Origin of the sequence: Bacillus halotolerans, assembly GCF_004006435.1 — a bacterium.
Lineage (GTDB): Bacteria > Bacillota > Bacilli > Bacillales > Bacillaceae > Bacillus > Bacillus halotolerans.
The window spans coordinates 2,741,830-2,757,791 of the sequence record NZ_CP029364.1 but is presented as its reverse complement, the minus strand read 5'-3'; the positions used below and the strand labels follow the sequence as shown (position 1 = coordinate 2,757,791).

13 protein-coding genes, 1 pseudogene and 1 other annotated feature are annotated in these 15,962 nt (G+C 45.6%); of the genes and pseudogenes, 2 read left to right on the top strand and 12 right to left on the bottom strand.

Annotation, left to right across the window (positions count from 1 at the left end; all coding sequences use genetic code 11):
- Nucleotides 1-228: 228 nt before the first annotated feature.
- The gene (gene araE / locus DIC78_RS14055; protein ID WP_024122896.1) at nt 229-1,623 is read right to left on the bottom strand and encodes an arabinose-proton symporter AraE; all 1,395 of its coding nucleotides are present in this window, start codon (nt 1,621-1,623) and stop codon (nt 229-231) included.
- A 203-nt stretch (nt 1,624-1,826) separates the two neighbouring features.
- Here araE and araR point away from each other — a divergent pair, with 203 nt between their 5' ends.
- Entirely contained in the window at nt 1,827-2,915 is a 1,089-nt protein-coding gene (gene araR / locus DIC78_RS14050; protein WP_024122897.1) for an arabinose utilization transcriptional regulator AraR, read from the top strand.
- A 48-nt stretch (nt 2,916-2,963) separates the two neighbouring features.
- Here the strand turns inward: araR and DIC78_RS14045 are convergent, their stop codons facing one another.
- Complete coding sequence (locus DIC78_RS14045) at nt 2,964-3,974, bottom strand: LLM class flavin-dependent oxidoreductase (RefSeq protein ID WP_106019574.1); 1,011 nt, start codon at nt 3,972-3,974, stop codon at nt 2,964-2,966.
- 161 nt (nt 3,975-4,135) lie between these two features.
- Nucleotides 4,136-5,008 carry a LysR family transcriptional regulator gene (locus DIC78_RS14040; protein ID WP_127696466.1) on the bottom strand — a complete coding sequence of 291 codons (873 nt, stop codon included), beginning with the start codon at nt 5,006-5,008 and terminating at the stop codon, nt 4,136-4,138.
- A gap of 98 nt (nt 5,009-5,106) precedes the next feature.
- Here DIC78_RS14040 and DIC78_RS14035 point away from each other — a divergent pair, with 98 nt between their 5' ends.
- A complete protein-coding gene (locus tag DIC78_RS14035; RefSeq protein ID WP_127696465.1) occupies nt 5,107-6,024 on the top strand; it encodes a DMT family transporter in 918 nt (305 codons plus the stop codon).
- 42 nt (nt 6,025-6,066) lie between these two features.
- Here the strand turns inward: DIC78_RS14035 and DIC78_RS14030 are convergent, their stop codons facing one another.
- From DIC78_RS14030 to DIC78_RS13985, 9 genes and pseudogenes are all read right to left on the bottom strand, one after another.
- Nucleotides 6,067-7,410 carry an amino acid permease gene (locus DIC78_RS14030; RefSeq protein ID WP_127696464.1) on the bottom strand — a complete coding sequence of 448 codons (1,344 nt, stop codon included), beginning with the start codon at nt 7,408-7,410 and terminating at the stop codon, nt 6,067-6,069.
- A gap of 69 nt (nt 7,411-7,479) precedes the next feature.
- Nucleotides 7,480-7,718: a binding site (T-box leader), on the bottom strand.
- Between the two features lie 97 nt (nt 7,719-7,815).
- A pseudogene (locus tag DIC78_RS14025) lies at nt 7,816-8,849 on the bottom strand (glycosyl hydrolase family 18 protein).
- A 106-nt stretch (nt 8,850-8,955) separates the two neighbouring features.
- Nucleotides 8,956-9,678, bottom strand: a complete 723-nt coding sequence (lutC, locus tag DIC78_RS14020) for a lactate utilization protein LutC (RefSeq protein ID WP_106019579.1) — start codon at nt 9,676-9,678, stop codon at nt 8,956-8,958.
- Nucleotides 9,678-11,117 carry a lactate utilization iron-sulfur protein LutB gene (gene lutB / locus DIC78_RS14015; RefSeq protein WP_044159168.1) on the bottom strand — a complete coding sequence of 480 codons (1,440 nt, stop codon included), beginning with the start codon at nt 11,115-11,117 and terminating at the stop codon, nt 9,678-9,680. The genes lutC and lutB overlap by 1 nt, the downstream gene beginning before the upstream one ends.
- A gap of 27 nt (nt 11,118-11,144) precedes the next feature.
- Entirely contained in the window at nt 11,145-11,861 is a 717-nt protein-coding gene (locus DIC78_RS14010) for a (Fe-S)-binding protein (RefSeq protein ID WP_127696463.1), read from the bottom strand.
- A 433-nt stretch (nt 11,862-12,294) separates the two neighbouring features.
- The gene (gene yvfU, locus DIC78_RS14000) at nt 12,295-12,897 is read right to left on the bottom strand and encodes a two-component system response regulator YvfU (RefSeq protein WP_024122907.1); all 603 of its coding nucleotides are present in this window, start codon (nt 12,895-12,897) and stop codon (nt 12,295-12,297) included.
- Nucleotides 12,898-14,028 (bottom strand): sensor histidine kinase, encoded by a 1,131-nt coding sequence (locus DIC78_RS13995; protein WP_127696462.1) that lies wholly within the window; start codon nt 14,026-14,028, stop codon nt 12,898-12,900.
- A 3-nt stretch (nt 14,029-14,031) separates the two neighbouring features.
- The gene (locus tag DIC78_RS13990) at nt 14,032-14,769 is read right to left on the bottom strand and encodes an ABC transporter permease (protein ID WP_024122909.1); all 738 of its coding nucleotides are present in this window, start codon (nt 14,767-14,769) and stop codon (nt 14,032-14,034) included.
- Between the two features lies 1 nt (nt 14,770).
- Nucleotides 14,771-15,673 carry an ABC transporter ATP-binding protein gene (locus DIC78_RS13985; protein ID WP_095712985.1) on the bottom strand — a complete coding sequence of 301 codons (903 nt, stop codon included), beginning with the start codon at nt 15,671-15,673 and terminating at the stop codon, nt 14,771-14,773.
- Nucleotides 15,674-15,962: the final 289 nt, after the last annotated feature.

The window sequence follows — 15,962 nt, the reverse complement described above, 5'->3', positions numbered from 1 at the left end:
GCCAAAAAAAATCATTTCTGCTTTCTTTAATTATTTTAACAGGGTGGAAATGTTTATTCAACTGTTAAGAGCCAATTCATCGACAATATTCGCGCAGTTTTCATGCAGCTGCGTTTCTTATTCAATATTTTTTCCTTTATATCTCTATCTTATACAGCAAACCGTTAATGGTGCGCACAAAATAAAAGAGCCCTCTCAATCGAAAGGGCTACATATTTTAAAGCGTTTTCATTTTATCCATAGCTTTTCAATCTCTTCGAGCGATTTATTCTTCGTTTCCGGACAGATTGTGACGACAAACAGGAAGCAGAGAATGTTAATGACGGCAAAGATCCAGAACGTGTAGGCCAGTCCGAACGAGCTGATCATCATCGGCACAAACTGCCCGATCGCCCAGTTTGCTCCCCATAAAAAGATGGTGGCGATCCCTGCAGCTCTCGCCCGCAGATGGTTCGGGAAAATTTCAGAAATCATAATCCATGTGATCGGCCCAACCGATACACAGAACGCGGCGACAAACCCTAATATAAAGAAGATCAGCATAAATCCGCTTGTTAACTGAAAATAAAACGACGTCCCGATTAAGATCATAAAAATAGCCATGAAAGCAGAACCGATGGACATCAGTTTTTTGCGCCCGACTTTATCAATCAATAAAACTGCGATGACGGTAAAAATGACTTCCACGACACCGACAATACAGGTTGTCACAAATCCGGCATTTTGTCCGAATCCCATCATTTTAAAGATTTCCGGTCCGTAGTAGGTGATGGCGTTCATGCCGATCACTTGATTAAAGAGCGCCAGCAGGATTCCAATGATAAGCGCTTTTCTGAGACCTGGTTTGAAGAGCTGTGATAGTGACCCCATTTGTTCTATTTTTAAAGAGTTTTCAATGTTCTTCAATTCTTCTTTTGCGACAGTTTCTCCATTAATGCGTGTCAGAATCGATAACGCTTCTTTTGTTCTGCCTGCTTTCGCCAGCCATCTTGGACTTTCCGGCACGACCAGCAGGACAAGGAAAAAGATAACGGATGGCACCATTCCGTAAGCGAGCATCCATCTCCATCCGGTTTGCACGCCCCATTCATATGTTCCGGAGCGCTGGACAGCGAGATTAATAAAGTACGTTGCGGAAATACCTAGTATCGTAAAGAGCTGATATAAGGAAGATAAACTTCCGCGTATGGCGGGCGGCGCCGCTTCCGTAATATAAGTGACGGATAATGACGAACCCATTCCGATCCCCAAACCTCCGATAATTCTCGCAATGATTAAGGTCGACACGTCTTGTGAAACAGCAGAAACAACTGCTGATACCGCAAATAACAGGGCCGCTGTCATTAAGATTTTTCTGCGCCCGAACCTGTCGCTTAAAAACCCGGATACCCCGACTCCCGCAACTCCTCCAATCATAATGCTTGAAATCACCAGTCCCTCCATGAACGGACTCAGGCTGTATAAATCCTTTAGAAAACCAATAGCACCGGAAATAACTGCAGTGTCATAGCCGTACAATAAACCGCCAAGCCCCGCCGCGCATGATATCAAAATCACAAATCCCATTGAATGGCTTCTTGTTACAGGAGCATTTGGTTCTAATTGAGTTGGAGTATTCTTCATTTCTCTGCCCTCCCGAAAGTTGAGTAAAGCGTTTACATTTTTCGTCCCAATTGTACGTACTTATTTAAAAATTTAACGAAAATTATTGTTTATTAGTACGTACAAATATAGAATAATCCCGTTTGCATTTTCTGTCAATGTTTTCTTGTATAGATCACTGTGATATACTGAAATTTGTCCGTATACATTTTGGAGGAATGGATATGTTACCAAAATATGCTCAAGTAAAAGAAGAAATCAGTTCATGGATTAATCAAGGCAAAATTCTGCCCGATCAAAAGATCCCTACCGAAAACGAGTTAATGCAGCAATTTGGCGTCAGCCGGCATACCATTCGTAAAGCCATTGGAGACCTCGTATCGCAAGGCCTGCTTTACAGCGTGCAAGGCGGGGGCACCTTTGTCGCTTCACGCTCTGCTAAATCAGCGCTGCATTCCAATAAAACGATCGGCGTTCTGACGACCTACATATCAGACTATATTTTTCCGAGCATCATTAGGGGAATCGAGTCTTATTTAAGCGAGCAGGGATATTCTATGCTTCTGACAAGCACAAACAACAATCCGGATAATGAACGCAGAGGATTAGAAAACCTGCTGTCACAGCATATTGACGGATTGATTGTAGAACCGACAAAAAGCGCTCTGCAAACGCCGAATATTGGCTACTATCTCAATTTAGAAAAAAACGGCATTCCTTTTGCGATGATTAATGCGTCATACGCCGAGCTTGCCGCACCGAGTTTTACTCTGGATGATGTGAAAGGCGGCATGATGGCGGCCGAGCACCTGCTCTCTCTCGGCCATACGCACATGATGGGTATTTTTAAAGCTGATGACACGCAGGGTGTCAAACGGATGAACGGATTTATACAGTCGCATCGCGAGCGTGAGTTATTTCCTTCTCCGGATATGATTGTGACGTTTACGACGGAAGAAAAGGAATCAAAGCTGCTAGAGAAAGTAAAAGAGACACTGGAGAAAAACAGCAAAAACATGCCGACTGCTATTCTTTGCTATAATGATGAAATTGCACTGAAGGTTATTGATATGCTTCGGGAGATGGATATCAAGGTGCCTGAGGATATGTCCATCGTTGGGTATGATGATTCCCATTTCGCACAAATCTCCGAGGTGAAATTAACCTCTGTGAAGCACCCGAAGTCTGTGCTGGGAAAAGCGGCTGCAAAATATGTTATTGACTGTTTGGAGCATAAAAAGCCTAAGCAGGAAGATGTCATTTTTGAGCCTGAGCTGATCATCCGCCAGTCCGCAAGAAAGCTGAATGAATAAAAAAGCAATGTATGGGTTTCCCCTTTACATTGCTTTTTTTTATGGCCTTTATCTGTTTTTCCAAATGTCAGCCACGATTTCAAATGAACGCATTCTGTCAGCGTGTTCAAAGGTTTCTGAGTTGACCATAATTTCATCGGCCTGAGTCGTTTTGACAAAGTCTTCAAGCTTTTCTTTCACTTCATCAGGACCGCCGACGATGGTTGAACTGAGCTGCTCATGAACCATTGCTTTTTCATATGGGCTCCAGATTTGATCCATGTCTTCTACTGGCGGCTTCAGCTGGTTCGGCGTGCCGCGGACAAGATCAAGGAATCGCTGGTAATGCGATGTAGCCAGATGCTGCGCTTTCTCGTTTGTATCTGCGGCGATAATCGTTACGCCGACCATCGCATACGGTTCATCGAGCACTTCTGACGGTGTAAAGGAATTGCGGTACAGCTCCAAAGCGGGAACCGTATTCGCCGGTGAGAAATGAGCAGCGAATGCAAACGGAAGACCCAGCTCACCTGCCAGACGGGCGCTGAAGCCGCTTGAGCCCAGCAGCCAAATCGGCACATCTATGCCCTCTCCGGGAATGGCGCGGACTTGATTGCGCACATTTCCTGACGGTTTAAAGTAATTGCGCAGTTCCTCTAATTGTTCTGGGAAATCTTCACCGCTGCTGATGTTTCTGCGGAGCGCCCTTGCAGTCAATTGGTCTGTTCCCGGTGCACGTCCGAGCCCCAGATCAATCCGTCCGGGATACAGTGTTTCCAGTGTGCCGAATTGTTCAGCGATGACAAGTGAAGAGTGGTTCGGAAGCATAATACCGCCGGAACCGACGCGGATTTTCTTTGTACCGCCGGCAATATGGCCAATCAGAACCGATGTGGCAGAGCTTGCGACACCTTCTATATTATGATGCTCTGCAAGCCAATAGCGGTGATAGCCCCACTCCTCTGCACGGCGCGCCAAGTCCATGCTGTTTCGGAATGACTCTGCTATCGTTCCCCCTTGAACAACAGGAGATAAATTCAAGACAGAAAGCAAGGTATCTTTGCGTTGGTTGTTAGACATATTGTTCTCCTTTGCAGTTGTGATATAAGTAAACAGCCTCATGCTGTTATGTCTTTATCGAAAGGACTTCTATCACACCATAACACAACTGCGTTTAGGATTAAAAGAATTTGATTCGATGAGATTCGAACAATAAAAATTACGTTTCTTTATTTTGATTTTTACGCAAACAGTTCCTGTGCCATCTCAATGAAAAGCTTAGCCGCCAAAGAAGCCTCATGTAATGAAGGAACGGCAAGCTGCACATCCCGATACACCTGCGGATCGAGATCCCGCGTCACCACATGCTCCGGCAGCGGCATTCCCGACATGGACATTTCTGATAAAATCGCCAGCCCCAAGCCTTCTCTGATCATATTGATCGAGGTGTTCATGTTATAGACTGTAAAAGCGGCGTTCAGCGTAGCGCCCGCCTGCCTGAACATATCGTGAAAAGGTGATTCATAGCCGCCGTCACAGACGATTATCGGTTCATGATCGAGATCTTTCAGCGTAATGGCTGAACGGCTGCAAAGCGGATGATCATCTCTGAGCACGACGGCCATTTTATCTTTTTTCAGATGAATGTACTCCATCTCCTCTGTTGGATACAGAAGAATGCCGACATCTATCATCCGCGTGTGAAGCCACTCCTTGACTTCATCTACGGTTCCTTCATGCAAAACAAGCTCTAATTTCGGATACCTTTGTTTAAACTCGCTGATCAGCTTCGGCATAAAATAAGCGGAAGCGGTTGGAAATGTGCCAATATGAATTGTTCCCAGCTCAAGCCCTTTTTCTGCCGCTGCGACCTGCTCAACTTTTTCTATTCCTTTTAACACTTCTCTGATATGGACTAAGATCTTTTTTCCCGTGTCCGTAAGCATCAGGCCGTTTCTGCGGTCACGGATGATCAATTTCACATCAAGCTCGGCTTCAATCGCGGAAATGGCATGGCTGACAGCCGGCTGTGTCATGTTCAGCGCCTGTCCCGCTTTTGTAAAACTCCCCGTTTCAGCTACTTTGACGAAAACCCTTAATTGTGTAATGGTCATAACAATTTACTTATGCTCCTCATAAAAAAGATTCATTTTATTTATCTTATGTTCTACCGTATCATATGATGGAAATGTTCTACAAGGAGTGATCAAAAGTGAAGCAGCTATCAAAAACGCGGACAGCGCTCCTTCTCGCCTTTCTCGTTATCATGTGGGGGGTCAATTGGCCGCTGTCGAAAGCCGCGCTCGCCTATTCGCCGCCTTTATTGTTTGCGGGCATCCGGACGCTGATCGGCGGGCTTTTATTAGTGATTGTCGCATTGCCGCGTATTCATAAACTGCGTTTTAAAGAGACGTGGCCGATTTATCTTGTTTCTGCTCTTTTAAATATTACGTTATTCTACGGCCTGCAAACGATCGGGCTGAATTATCTTCCAGCCGGCTTGTTTTCCGCTATCGTCTTCTTTCAGCCGGTGCTGATGGGTGTGTTTTCTTGGCTGTGGCTTGGCGAATCGATGTTTGCGATGAAAGTGATCGGGCTGATCCTCGGTTTTGCAGGTGTAGCGGTCATTAGTGCCGCGGGCTTTGGCGGGCATATTTCTGTCATTGGGGTTCTGCTCGCTCTCGGTTCCGCAATCAGCTGGGCGTTCGGGACGGTATATATGAAAAAAACAGGGAGCCGCGTCGATTCCATTTGGATGGTCGCCTTGCAGCTGACGATCGGAAGCGTGCTTCTGTTGATATCCGGCTTTGGGACAGAAAGCTTTTCCGCGATCCAATGGACAGCTCCTTTTATCACGAGCCTGCTGTTCATCTCTGTATTCGTCATCGCGCTCGGCTGGCTTGTCTTTTTTACCCTTGTCGGTTCAGGAGAAGCAAGCAAGGTCGCATCATATACTTTTTTGATCCCGCTCATATCAATCGTGGCCAGCTCCATTTTCCTGCATGAACCGCTCACCTTAAGCCTCTTGGCGGGTCTGCTGCTGATTGTCACGAGCATCTGCCTCGTGAATTCGAAATCCAAAGCACAGAAAACCGCGTCGATTGGTGTAAAGGAGAAGGCCGCACAATAAGAAAAACCCTCTTGCCGGATGTGGCAAGAGGGTTTTTCTTATTTACTGATACTTGCGTCCTTTGACCAAATATGCAACTGTAATCAAAAGGTAGATCGCCGCAGTGATGAGCGTAATGACAATTGACGTTGTCATGATGACCCCGATCAGAATGGCGAGTAATGCCAGAACCGCAAACCATGTCGTGTACGGGAACCATTTGACATAATAAGCAGGTGTTTCTGTTTGATGTTTTCTTGATTTCAAATGGGCCAATCCGATGATCAGCCAAATAAATAAGACTGTATATCCCAGTGACCCCATTAAGTAATTAAATGTCTGGCTTCCGGCGAACAGAGAAATCAATACGCCAATATATAAAGAAGAAGTGCACATCAGTATCGCAAACATCGGGACGTTTTTCGATGAAAGCTTAGAAAAGATCCGCGGCAGTCTTCCGTCAGTTGCCTGTGTATACAAAATGCGGGACGATCCGTATAAACCTGAGTTCATTGAAGAAATGATCGCCAAAAGGATGACTGCGTTCATGATATGATCCGCGCCCGGAATGCCAACCATTTTAAAGACCATCACGAAAGGACTTTCCGGAACGGAATTCACTTGATTCCACGGGATCAGGCTGACGATGATGAAAAACGGCAGCAGGTAGAACGCGACAATCCGTGTCAGTGTGCTGCGGACAGCTTTCGGAACAACCTTTTCCGGGTTCTTTGTTTCAGCAAGCGTCACACCGATAATTTCTGTACCGCCGTAAGAGTAGATGACGACAAGCATCGCCGTAATCAGCCCTGTGCCGCCGTGCGGGAAAAATCCGCCGTGCTCTGTCAGATTCGAAAACCCGGCCGCTGTATGATCACCGAATGATACAAATAAGAGCAGCAATCCTAATAAAATAAAGATAACAATAACGGTAATCTTGATCATAGCCAGCCAATACTCAGTTTCGGCGAAGATTTTTACAGAAAGCAAGTTCACAATCGTAACAACAAGAGAAATTGCTAATGCCAGCACCCAGATCGGGCAGCCCGGCAGCCAATATTGAATAAAGATCGCAGCTACAACAGCCTCAGCCGCAATGTTAAGCACCCACATTTTCCAGTAGATCCAGTCCAAGAAATATGCAGCGTAATTTCCTAACACCTGCTGCACAAGATCACGGAAGGTTCTCGCGTTTCGGTTGCGCACAGCCATTTCTGCGAGCCCCTGCATTATAAACAGCAAAATAATGCCGCCGAGCAGGTATGCGATAATGACCGATGGCCCTGCCACATCAATTGCCGAACTGCTTCCTTTAAATAAACCTGCTCCGATTGCACCGCCCAGCGCCATCATCATAATATGGCGGGACGTCATCGTGCGTTTTAACGTCTGATTGTCCTTTTTCATCCTCTTTTTCCTCTCCTTCTCGTCTTCAAAAACAAAAAAAGCCCGCCGTCTCTTATCTATACGAATAGATAAAGAGACGACGAGCCTTCGGCTGACCGCGGTACCACTCTTGTTGATCCTTCCTAGAAGAATCCAGCTTTTTGACCCTGTAACGAAGGTTAGCCGTTAAAACATGGGGAATATTCAATCTATTCCGTTTCGTCCTACCACTCCCGGGCGAGTTCAAAGAAGAATCAGGCTGCGTCGCACCATCCCGTAGCTCTCTGTACTGATACCTTTCTTTTACTGCTCCCAATCTATGTGTTTTAGTTTTCTGAAAAACTTAAATTTTATGATCTGAATATATTAACATAATATACGTGCTTCTCTTTTCTCTGTCAATAACTTGCGAGAAAAAAGAAATTGTTATTTTGTCCCTTTCTGAATGGCCTTCCAGAAGGATTCCGATTCGTGTCCTAAAGCATAGACAGAGACACCGGCTATTTTATATTGTTTCGCCAGACGGCTTTTTGTTTCGATTGTTTTTTCATTTTCATACCAAACGACATGTTTATGTTTCTTTTTGTCAGTGTAAGAAAACGTCATAGAACCTGTTTTTTTATTGAATGCCGGCTTTGCTTTCTGCTTCTTAATGAGGGACTTGATGTCATTCCATTCCTGCGCTGAGCTGCTGCTTCCGTCTTTCAGATCCCAATCATAGCCGTACGCAGGGACCCCCATGATCACTTTGTTTGCTTTGATTTTTTTGACAGAAAACTGCAGCGAGCGCTTAATCCAGCCTGTGCTTGCCACTGAGCCCGGTTCGCCCCAAATGCCGTGTTCGTCGTAAGTCATGACTTGCACATAGTCGGCATATTTCCCGATTTTCGCATAATCATACGGCCAGCTCCAGTCATCGTTTTTATCATCGGCACTTTTGGCCGGAACGGAAACCATTGTTTTGATATGTTTCTTTTTCAAAGCTTGTGAGACATATTGAATGAAGCTTGAGTATGCAGAACGGTCTTTCGGATTAACTGCCTCAAAATCAATATTGACTCCGTAATAGTGGTGCTTTTTTGCCAAAGAAATGAGCTGGTCTGTGAATCGTTTTCTCGCTGTTTTGTCAGTCATGACCCGATTCGCTAAGTTTCCGTCAAAATCATAAATAGCGTCATTATAATTGGAAATGACGGCCCACGTTTTGATTTTATTTTTCTTCGCGTATGTAAGCTGCTTGCTCGGGACATCGCCAATCACACGTCCGTTTTTATCAAACGCAAACGTATCAGTGGCAATGGAGCTGATATATTTATGGTACTTCGTAAGAGAATTGTATGATGCCGTATCCCGGTTGTATAGCCTAATGTCATACCGGCCGCCTTTGCTTCTGTTTTTGTATACATAAACAGAACGATCGCAATAGCTAGTGAAACAGCTATGATCAGCCACTTTTTCATTTCGTTCCCTCCTTTTTGACGTCATATTCTTCTCATCGGCCAAATTTTTGGAAAATGAAGTTTTTTCAAGCAGAAAGCCCGGCATAAGTTGCCGGGCTTTTTCAGATCAGCGGTCAGATACGAGAATATAAGCCGCTTTAACCGGACCGTGAACACCGACCACCAAATCCATTTCGATGTCGGCGGAGTTGCTCGGTCCTGTAATGTAGTTAATGCATGAGGGAACCGTGATACCGTCAGCCATATTTTGCCGGATGATATCACTGGCTTGTGTCATTCTCGGCACTATGCTTGATTTCGGCACAATGGCAATATAGGTTGTCGGCAGAAGACTGACAGAGCGGCCGATGTCTTTTGAAGAATAAAGGACAACCGTACCCGACTCGGCCAGTGTGATTTCACTGAATGTAATCCCCACATTGGCTTGCTCCGCTTTTTTGATATTTTCTTCACCTTGGTCAGCATCCCATTCCCAGACTTGCGTTCCTTCACCAGGCCAGTCTTTGGTGAGCAGGCTATTTAAACCGTAAGCCTCAAACCGGGGGTCCTTCGGAATGATGACAGGCCCTCCGGAAAACCGGCTGACTTGTTCGCGCAAGGCATCGTACAAACCGGTTGAATCCGTCTCAATCAGCTCAGTATGGATTTTGACACAATGGTTTTTGAGCACCGTGACTAAGTCATCGGCCGAATACCCTTCAAATGTTTTATATTGCGGCTGATGCGCCCACTCAGGGACGGCCACGCCACCCGTTCTTCTGTCTCGGCCAAGGCGTGACGCGATCCGGTTTAAAAAGCTCTCTTGATTCTGAATGGTTCCCTTCGTCATCACTGCTCCTCCTTCGTGCGTTCACTTGTTTCTCTGTCTGTAAACCAGTCTCTGAATCTTGATTTATGCGGTGCCGGGAAGTCGCGGATTTGCGTCCAGCCTTTAAGCGGGCCGGGCCCTTTTGAAATTTTGTCATCCTCTGTAAAAGGCGTCATGGCGGCCGGCGCCCATTTTGAGCCCATTTTATAAAGCGACAAAGAGGAAGACCCAAGACCGAACGCTTTCATCGCAAGCTTTTCACTGATCGGCGCTCTGCCTTCTTTTTCGACGATGTTCTGACGATGCTTGAGAAGCAGCTCATGAAGCGGGATTTTGACCGGGCACGCTTCTGAACAAGCCGCGCACAGTGTAGACGCGTACGGCAGCTCCTTATAATCGTCATAACCGCCGAGCAGCGGCGATAAAACGGCCCCGATCGGCCCCGAGTAAATCGAGCCGTATGAGTGTCCGCCGACATGGCGGTACACAGGGCAGACATTGATACAGGCAGCACAGCGGATACATTGCAGCACAGACTGAAATTCGGTGCCGAGAATGTTGGACCGGCCATTGTCAACAATGACAAGATGGAATTCCTCCGGGCCGTCGATTTCGTCTTCCAGTTTTGGGCCGGTTAAGGCCGTGATATAACTCGTCAGCCGCTGTCCGACAGCACTTCTTGTCAGCATGCCGACAAGCACTTCAAATTCGGAAAATGACGGGACAATGCGCTCCATTCCCATAACAGTAATTTGTGTTTTCGGCAATGTCGTGACAAGCCGCCCGTTTCCTTCATTGGTTACAAGGCTGACTGAACCCGTGTCGGCAATGGCAAAGTTGCAGCCGGTAATGCCGATATCGGCTTCCAGAAATTTTTTCCGAAGGATGCCGCGCGCATGCATGACGAGCTCTTCCGGTTTTTCTGTCTGTTTATAATCCAGTCTTTCCTTAAACACATCGCGAATCTGCTCTTTATTTTTATGAAGAGCCGGCGCCACAATATGTGACGGCGGGTCATGATCATCAATCTGCAAAATATATTCGCCGAGGTCAGTTTCGACGACTTCGCAGCCTTCCTTCTCCAGCACTTCATTCAGATTGATTTCTTCTGTCACCATAGATTTAGACTTTACGATTTTTTTGCCGTTTTTCTTTTGAATCACGCTGCGGATATAAGAGGATGCTTCTTCAGCTGTCTCAGCAAAATAAACGTGTCCTCCTCTGCTTGATACATTGGATGCAAGCTGCTCCAAATAAAAATCAAGATTTTCAAGGACATGCTGTCTGATCTCCTCAGATAACGAACGCCATTCTTCCCAGTTTCCCAGCTCTTCGGCTGCTTCCAGCCGTCTCGTCCGCAGACGCTCCTGCGCACCCGAGACAGCGCCTCTCATAAATTCATTATCGATCCCCTGTGATACCCGCTCTTTAAAAGCGTCAGTACCGATTTTCATCGCCATGATCCTTTTCCCCCTCTGTATCCAGTGTTATCTGCTGTTGAGCACTTCGGCGATGTGCATCACTTTGACATTCTTGTCCTTACGATCAAGCCGACCTCCGATATTCATCAAACAGCCGCAGTCAGCGCCGATGAGCACCTCTGCTCCCGTATCCTCCATACATGCGACTTTCTCATCAACCATCTGCTCAGAAATCTGCGCCATTTTGACAGAGAATGTTCCTCCGAATCCGCAGCAGTTGTGTTTCCCCGGAAGTGACGTGAATTCAAGCCCCTTTACATGGCTCAGCAGTTTCATCGGCTCCTCCGATACGCCGAGCAACCTTGTCATATGGCATGACGTATGTAAGGTCGCTTTTTTATGAAGGGTCGCGCCGACATCCTCTACCCCAAGGACGTTGACGATAAAATCTGTTAATTCATACGTTTTATCCGCCAGCTTCTGCGCTTTATCCGCCCATTTCGGATCATTTTTAAACAGGTGTGGATACTCCCTGAACATTGTGGTGCAGGAACCGGATGGACTGACGACATAATCTGACTCCTGAAACGTTTCAATCATTCGTTTCATTGCTTTTTTGGCGTCATTGACGTAACCGCTGTTGTAAGCCGGCTGGCCGCAGCAGATCTGCCCCTCCGGAAAATCAACCTCACATCCGAGCCGCTCAAGCAGCTCCACCGTTGCTTTTCCTACGTTTGTTTGAAACATATCAACAAGACAAGTGACAAAAAGTGAGACTTTCATGATGAACCCCTCTCTCATCCCCAATATATGATCTGGTCATCTGATGACCTGAAGTTAAAGCTTTTACCAATATCGTACACTATTTGGACACAAAATTGAAAGCATTTTCTAATGATTTCAACAATAAAAAAACGCCTGTACATAGGACAGAGCGTTCAAAAGGGCTGATATTGCTTTTTAATGTTCCTGCGTATTTCTTATATGTTTTCACAAAGAGATAAAGGAACGAAAGAGCACTGAGAAGGACGATCCAACCCGCGCCTCCCCTCATTAGCGCAAAAGGGTTTCAAACAAAAAAGCACCGATGAACGCTGAACCTGACATATCCCATAACCCTGGTGTATAGTACCAGCTTTGCGGACAAATAGACCAACCAAAAATAACCATGTAAATAAAAGGGAACCTGGTTATGTATGATTAACCAGGTTCCTCATTAAATCCATCCTTTCTCCTCAGCAATACTAGCCGCTTCTGTCCGGTTTTTCGCATTCAGTTTTTGGATGATTTCTGAAATATAGTTTCGGACTGTGCCTTGAGATAAATAGAGTTCAAGTGTGATGTCTTTTGTTGTCTTGCCTAAAGCAGCCAGCCGCAGTATTTCTTGTTCTCTTACAGTCAGCGGATTTTCATCACGAATCATGTTGAAGGTTAATTCCGGGCTGAACATCCGTTTTCCCTTTACACACTTTCGTATGGCATCTGCCAGATCGTCAATTTCCCCATCCTTCAAAAGATATCCGTGTACGCCGGCTTTGACGGCGCGTTCAAAATATCCTGGGCGGGCAAAGGTTGTCAGAATAATGACCTTGCTTTTACAGCCTTTTTTCATTAGCTCCTCTGCAACCTCCAGCCCGCTGTGAACCGGCATTTCAATGTCCATGATGCAGACATCCGGCTCCAGCCTGAGAATGGCTTTCAGCGCCTCTTCTCCATTTAACGCTTGTCCGATGACCTTCATATCCTCTTCCAGGTCAAGCAAGGATCCCAGAGCGCCTAAAAGCATTCGCTGATCCTCAGCAATAAACAGACGAATCATCTATTTCGTCCTCCTATCATCTGCTTTTCTAATGAGCGGAATCGTCAGTGTCAACACCGTTCCGTTATGGTCTGAAAGAGTCATCTCTCCGTCAATAAACATCAGCCGCTCTTCCATTCCCCGCAATCCATTCCCAAACATCTTCTCCTTCACCGCTCCTGTTCCGTCATCCCGTATGAGAACGGTCATTTTGTCGGCATATTGAGAAATGGTAACTGCACAATGGGTCGCTTTGCTGTGCTTGATGATATTTGTCACTGCCTCCCGCATACACATACTGACAATATTTTGAGTGACGGGGGATATGTCTGAAAAATCTTCGGCCCCTTCGTATTGAAAGGTAATATTACCCGCTCTTAAAATGTGCCGAATGTTGGCTAGCTCCTCCGTCATGGTGACCGTTCTCATATCCGCTACAAGCTCACGAACTTGTTTGAGTGCCGCACGCGAGCTTGTTTCTATTTCTTTCGCTTCAAGCTTGGTCCGTTCTGCATCTGCTGCCGCCAGCCGCTGAATCAGCTGGCTTTTTAACGTGAGGAGCGAGAGGGTATGGCCGAGTGTATCATGAAGATCGCGGGCTATCCGAACACGTTCCTCTCTTTTGGTGAGTTCCTTTATATGTTCGTTGGCTTGGTCAAGCTTTTTTTCAAGCTCTATTCTTCGAAACATGGAACGAATTCCGAAGGGAGAAATCAGCATAATGACCAGAAACGGAAGAACAGAAAACAGCTCCCTGATCGAGGCCAAATCCGCCAGAAAATGATACACGCAAGGAAATATCAGCATGAAGACAAGCCCAAAGAAAGCACGGTTGAACTTCGTTTTCTCACGGTAATAGCCTACAAAGTTTGCCGGGAAAAAGCCTAAATAAATATAGCTGATATGATAAAACAAACTATAAATAAAAATAATGGCCATTTGCGCGCATAACCAATACGTAAATGAAGGTCTGTCCGCACTGACGAACAATTGACGATATGTCACAACAAATAGGAGCAGCATGCCATATCCCAGCACTTGTTTGCTGCCTGATTCTCTCAATAAAGAAAGAAACGGCATAATGGTATACACCAAAAAGATATAAGGGAAAAAACCGAAATGCTTTGGAAATATGGAATTTATGAGTTTCATGTATTACACCGCTTCTTGTTTTCTTCTTATATACTTAAATAGTAGCATGAAGATCACTAAATAAGCGATTAACATCAGAATATTTTTCCAGGTTGGAAGCTCGCCTTGAACAAGAGCCCACGCTCCGCTCCCAAAATGATAAGACGGGAGCCACTGACCTATGTTTTTCAATATGTCCGGCATGACCTCGATCGGCATCCACATGCCACCGCTTATCGCTAGCAGCATGTAAAGCACATTACTGACCCCGGCTGCCGTTTCTACTTTTCTCATGAGACCGATTAATGTCCCTAACGCTAAAAACGGAAATGCCCCAATTAAAATCCAAAGCCCGCTCATGACCCATTCAAACGGTGACAAGTCAATGCCGTTTATGATGGCGCCGGCAAGAAAAATGACAGTAATAGATAAAAGATGAATGACACTTTGCCCGATCATCTGAGCCGCCAAATAAATATGATCCGGCAGAGGCGTGATGCGGATAAAAACTGACCAGCCTTGTGCCCGTTCTTGTACCAAACGGATTCCAAGCGTCATCATAGACGAACCCATTACGCTGAAGGTGGTCATTGACATTAAATAATGGGCATTCCAGGCATCCTTGTCAGGAACATTGGTATTCACTACGTTTGTAAAGAGATAGTAAAAGGCAATCGGCATAACAAGCGACCAAAACACAAAGTATTTATTCCTGAGCACCCTTTTCATTTCAGCTATGCACTGTTTCCGCAGCATGTTCATCTCACATCGCCTCCCTGTTCCCGTCAGCAAGCTGTCGAAATGCCTCATCGAGCGTTCCTTGTTCGATTCGAATATCATGTGCATTGATGTTTTCTTGAAAGATGAGCCCTAACACTTTATCAGTATTTGACGTTTGAATGCTGACTCGCTGATGCTTTTGAGTCACTCGTTCTACTTCCGGATGCCGATAGAGCTTTTCCAATGATTCATCCGATGAAACCTTAAAGGAAACAGACTGCTTCTGAATCCTTGCTCTGATTTGCTTCGGCGTTTCGTCTGCGGCAAGCCGTCCTTCAGCAAAAAACAAAATGCGCTGCGCGGCATCATCTGCTTCCTGTAAATAATGAGTTGAAAAAATAATGGTCTTTCCTTGATCCGCCAAGCTGTTCACTGTCTTCCAAAACTGGTGTCTTGATGTCGTGTCCATTCCGACAGTCGGTTCATCAAATACAAGTAACTCCGGATTGCCGGCAAGTGCCAAAGCAAAGCTCAGACGGCGTTTTTGTCCGCCGGATAATTTCTCTGCCGGTGTTTTCAAATCTTCTTTTGTGAGTGCTGTCAGCGAGACAAGCTCTTTCATGGATAATGGATGGGGATAATAACTGCGGATAAGCTCGAGGGTTTCGCAGACCTTTAATCCCGGCATGACACTTACTTCCTGCAGCATGGTACCGATTTTTTCACGCACCTGTTTTTCATCAGGCTGACGGTTAAATAATTTGATTTCACCCTCACTTGGCTTCAGCAATCCCAGCATCATAGAGATCGCTGTTGTCTTCCCTGCGCCATTCGGGCCAAGGATGGCCACGATCTCTCCTTTTCCTATGCTGAAATGAATGTTCTTCACTGCTGTTTTTTGCTGAAAATGTTTTGTGACATTTCTTACTGACACAACCTCATTCATTTTATGAGCACCTCCTGATTGCTTACATTGATTGTAAAATACCGGATCAGATGATTTTAGTAAGGGGTGTCATGATTTGAGATGACAAATGTCATTTGTGTCATTCAGATGATATTACCGCTTTATATTATATCCGGCACCTAGGCAATCCTTCCGCTACATCTTCCAATCAATCCAGCTCTCCATGCCGCATGTCCTCTTTCTGCAAGACGCCTATTTACTTTCATAGAAAGCCCGCAATTCACGCCTTGAAGTGGTATGATATACATATTAATCTTCATGTCGTTTT

Excerpts from the sequence above, each read along its gene's own strand:
- DIC78_RS14045 (WP_106019574.1), bottom strand. The coding sequence starts at position 3,974 with ATGTCTAACAACCAACGCAAAGATACCTTGCTTTCTGTCTTGAATTTA.
- DIC78_RS13990 (WP_024122909.1), bottom strand. The coding sequence starts at position 14,769 with ATGAACATGCTGCGGAAACAGTGCATAGCTGAAATGAAAAGGGTGCTC.
- yvfU (WP_024122907.1), bottom strand. The coding sequence starts at position 12,897 with ATGATTCGTCTGTTTATTGCTGAGGATCAGCGAATGCTTTTAGGCGCT.
- araR (WP_024122897.1), top strand. The coding sequence starts at position 1,827 with ATGTTACCAAAATATGCTCAAGTAAAAGAAGAAATCAGTTCATGGATT.
- DIC78_RS14010 (WP_127696463.1), bottom strand. The coding sequence starts at position 11,861 with ATGAAAGTCTCACTTTTTGTCACTTGTCTTGTTGATATGTTTCAAACA.
- lutC (WP_106019579.1), bottom strand. The coding sequence starts at position 9,678 with ATGACGAAGGGAACCATTCAGAATCAAGAGAGCTTTTTAAACCGGATC.
- lutB (WP_044159168.1), bottom strand. The coding sequence starts at position 11,117 with ATGGCGATGAAAATCGGTACTGACGCTTTTAAAGAGCGGGTATCACAG.
- DIC78_RS14040 (WP_127696466.1), bottom strand. The coding sequence starts at position 5,008 with ATGACCATTACACAATTAAGGGTTTTCGTCAAAGTAGCTGAAACGGGG.
- araE (WP_024122896.1), bottom strand. The coding sequence starts at position 1,623 with ATGAAGAATACTCCAACTCAATTAGAACCAAATGCTCCTGTAACAAGA.
- DIC78_RS13995 (WP_127696462.1), bottom strand. The coding sequence starts at position 14,028 with ATGAAACTCATAAATTCCATATTTCCAAAGCATTTCGGTTTTTTCCCT.
- DIC78_RS13985 (WP_095712985.1), bottom strand. The coding sequence starts at position 15,673 with ATGAATGAGGTTGTGTCAGTAAGAAATGTCACAAAACATTTTCAGCAA.
- DIC78_RS14030 (WP_127696464.1), bottom strand. The coding sequence starts at position 7,410 with ATGAAAAAGGACAATCAGACGTTAAAACGCACGATGACGTCCCGCCAT.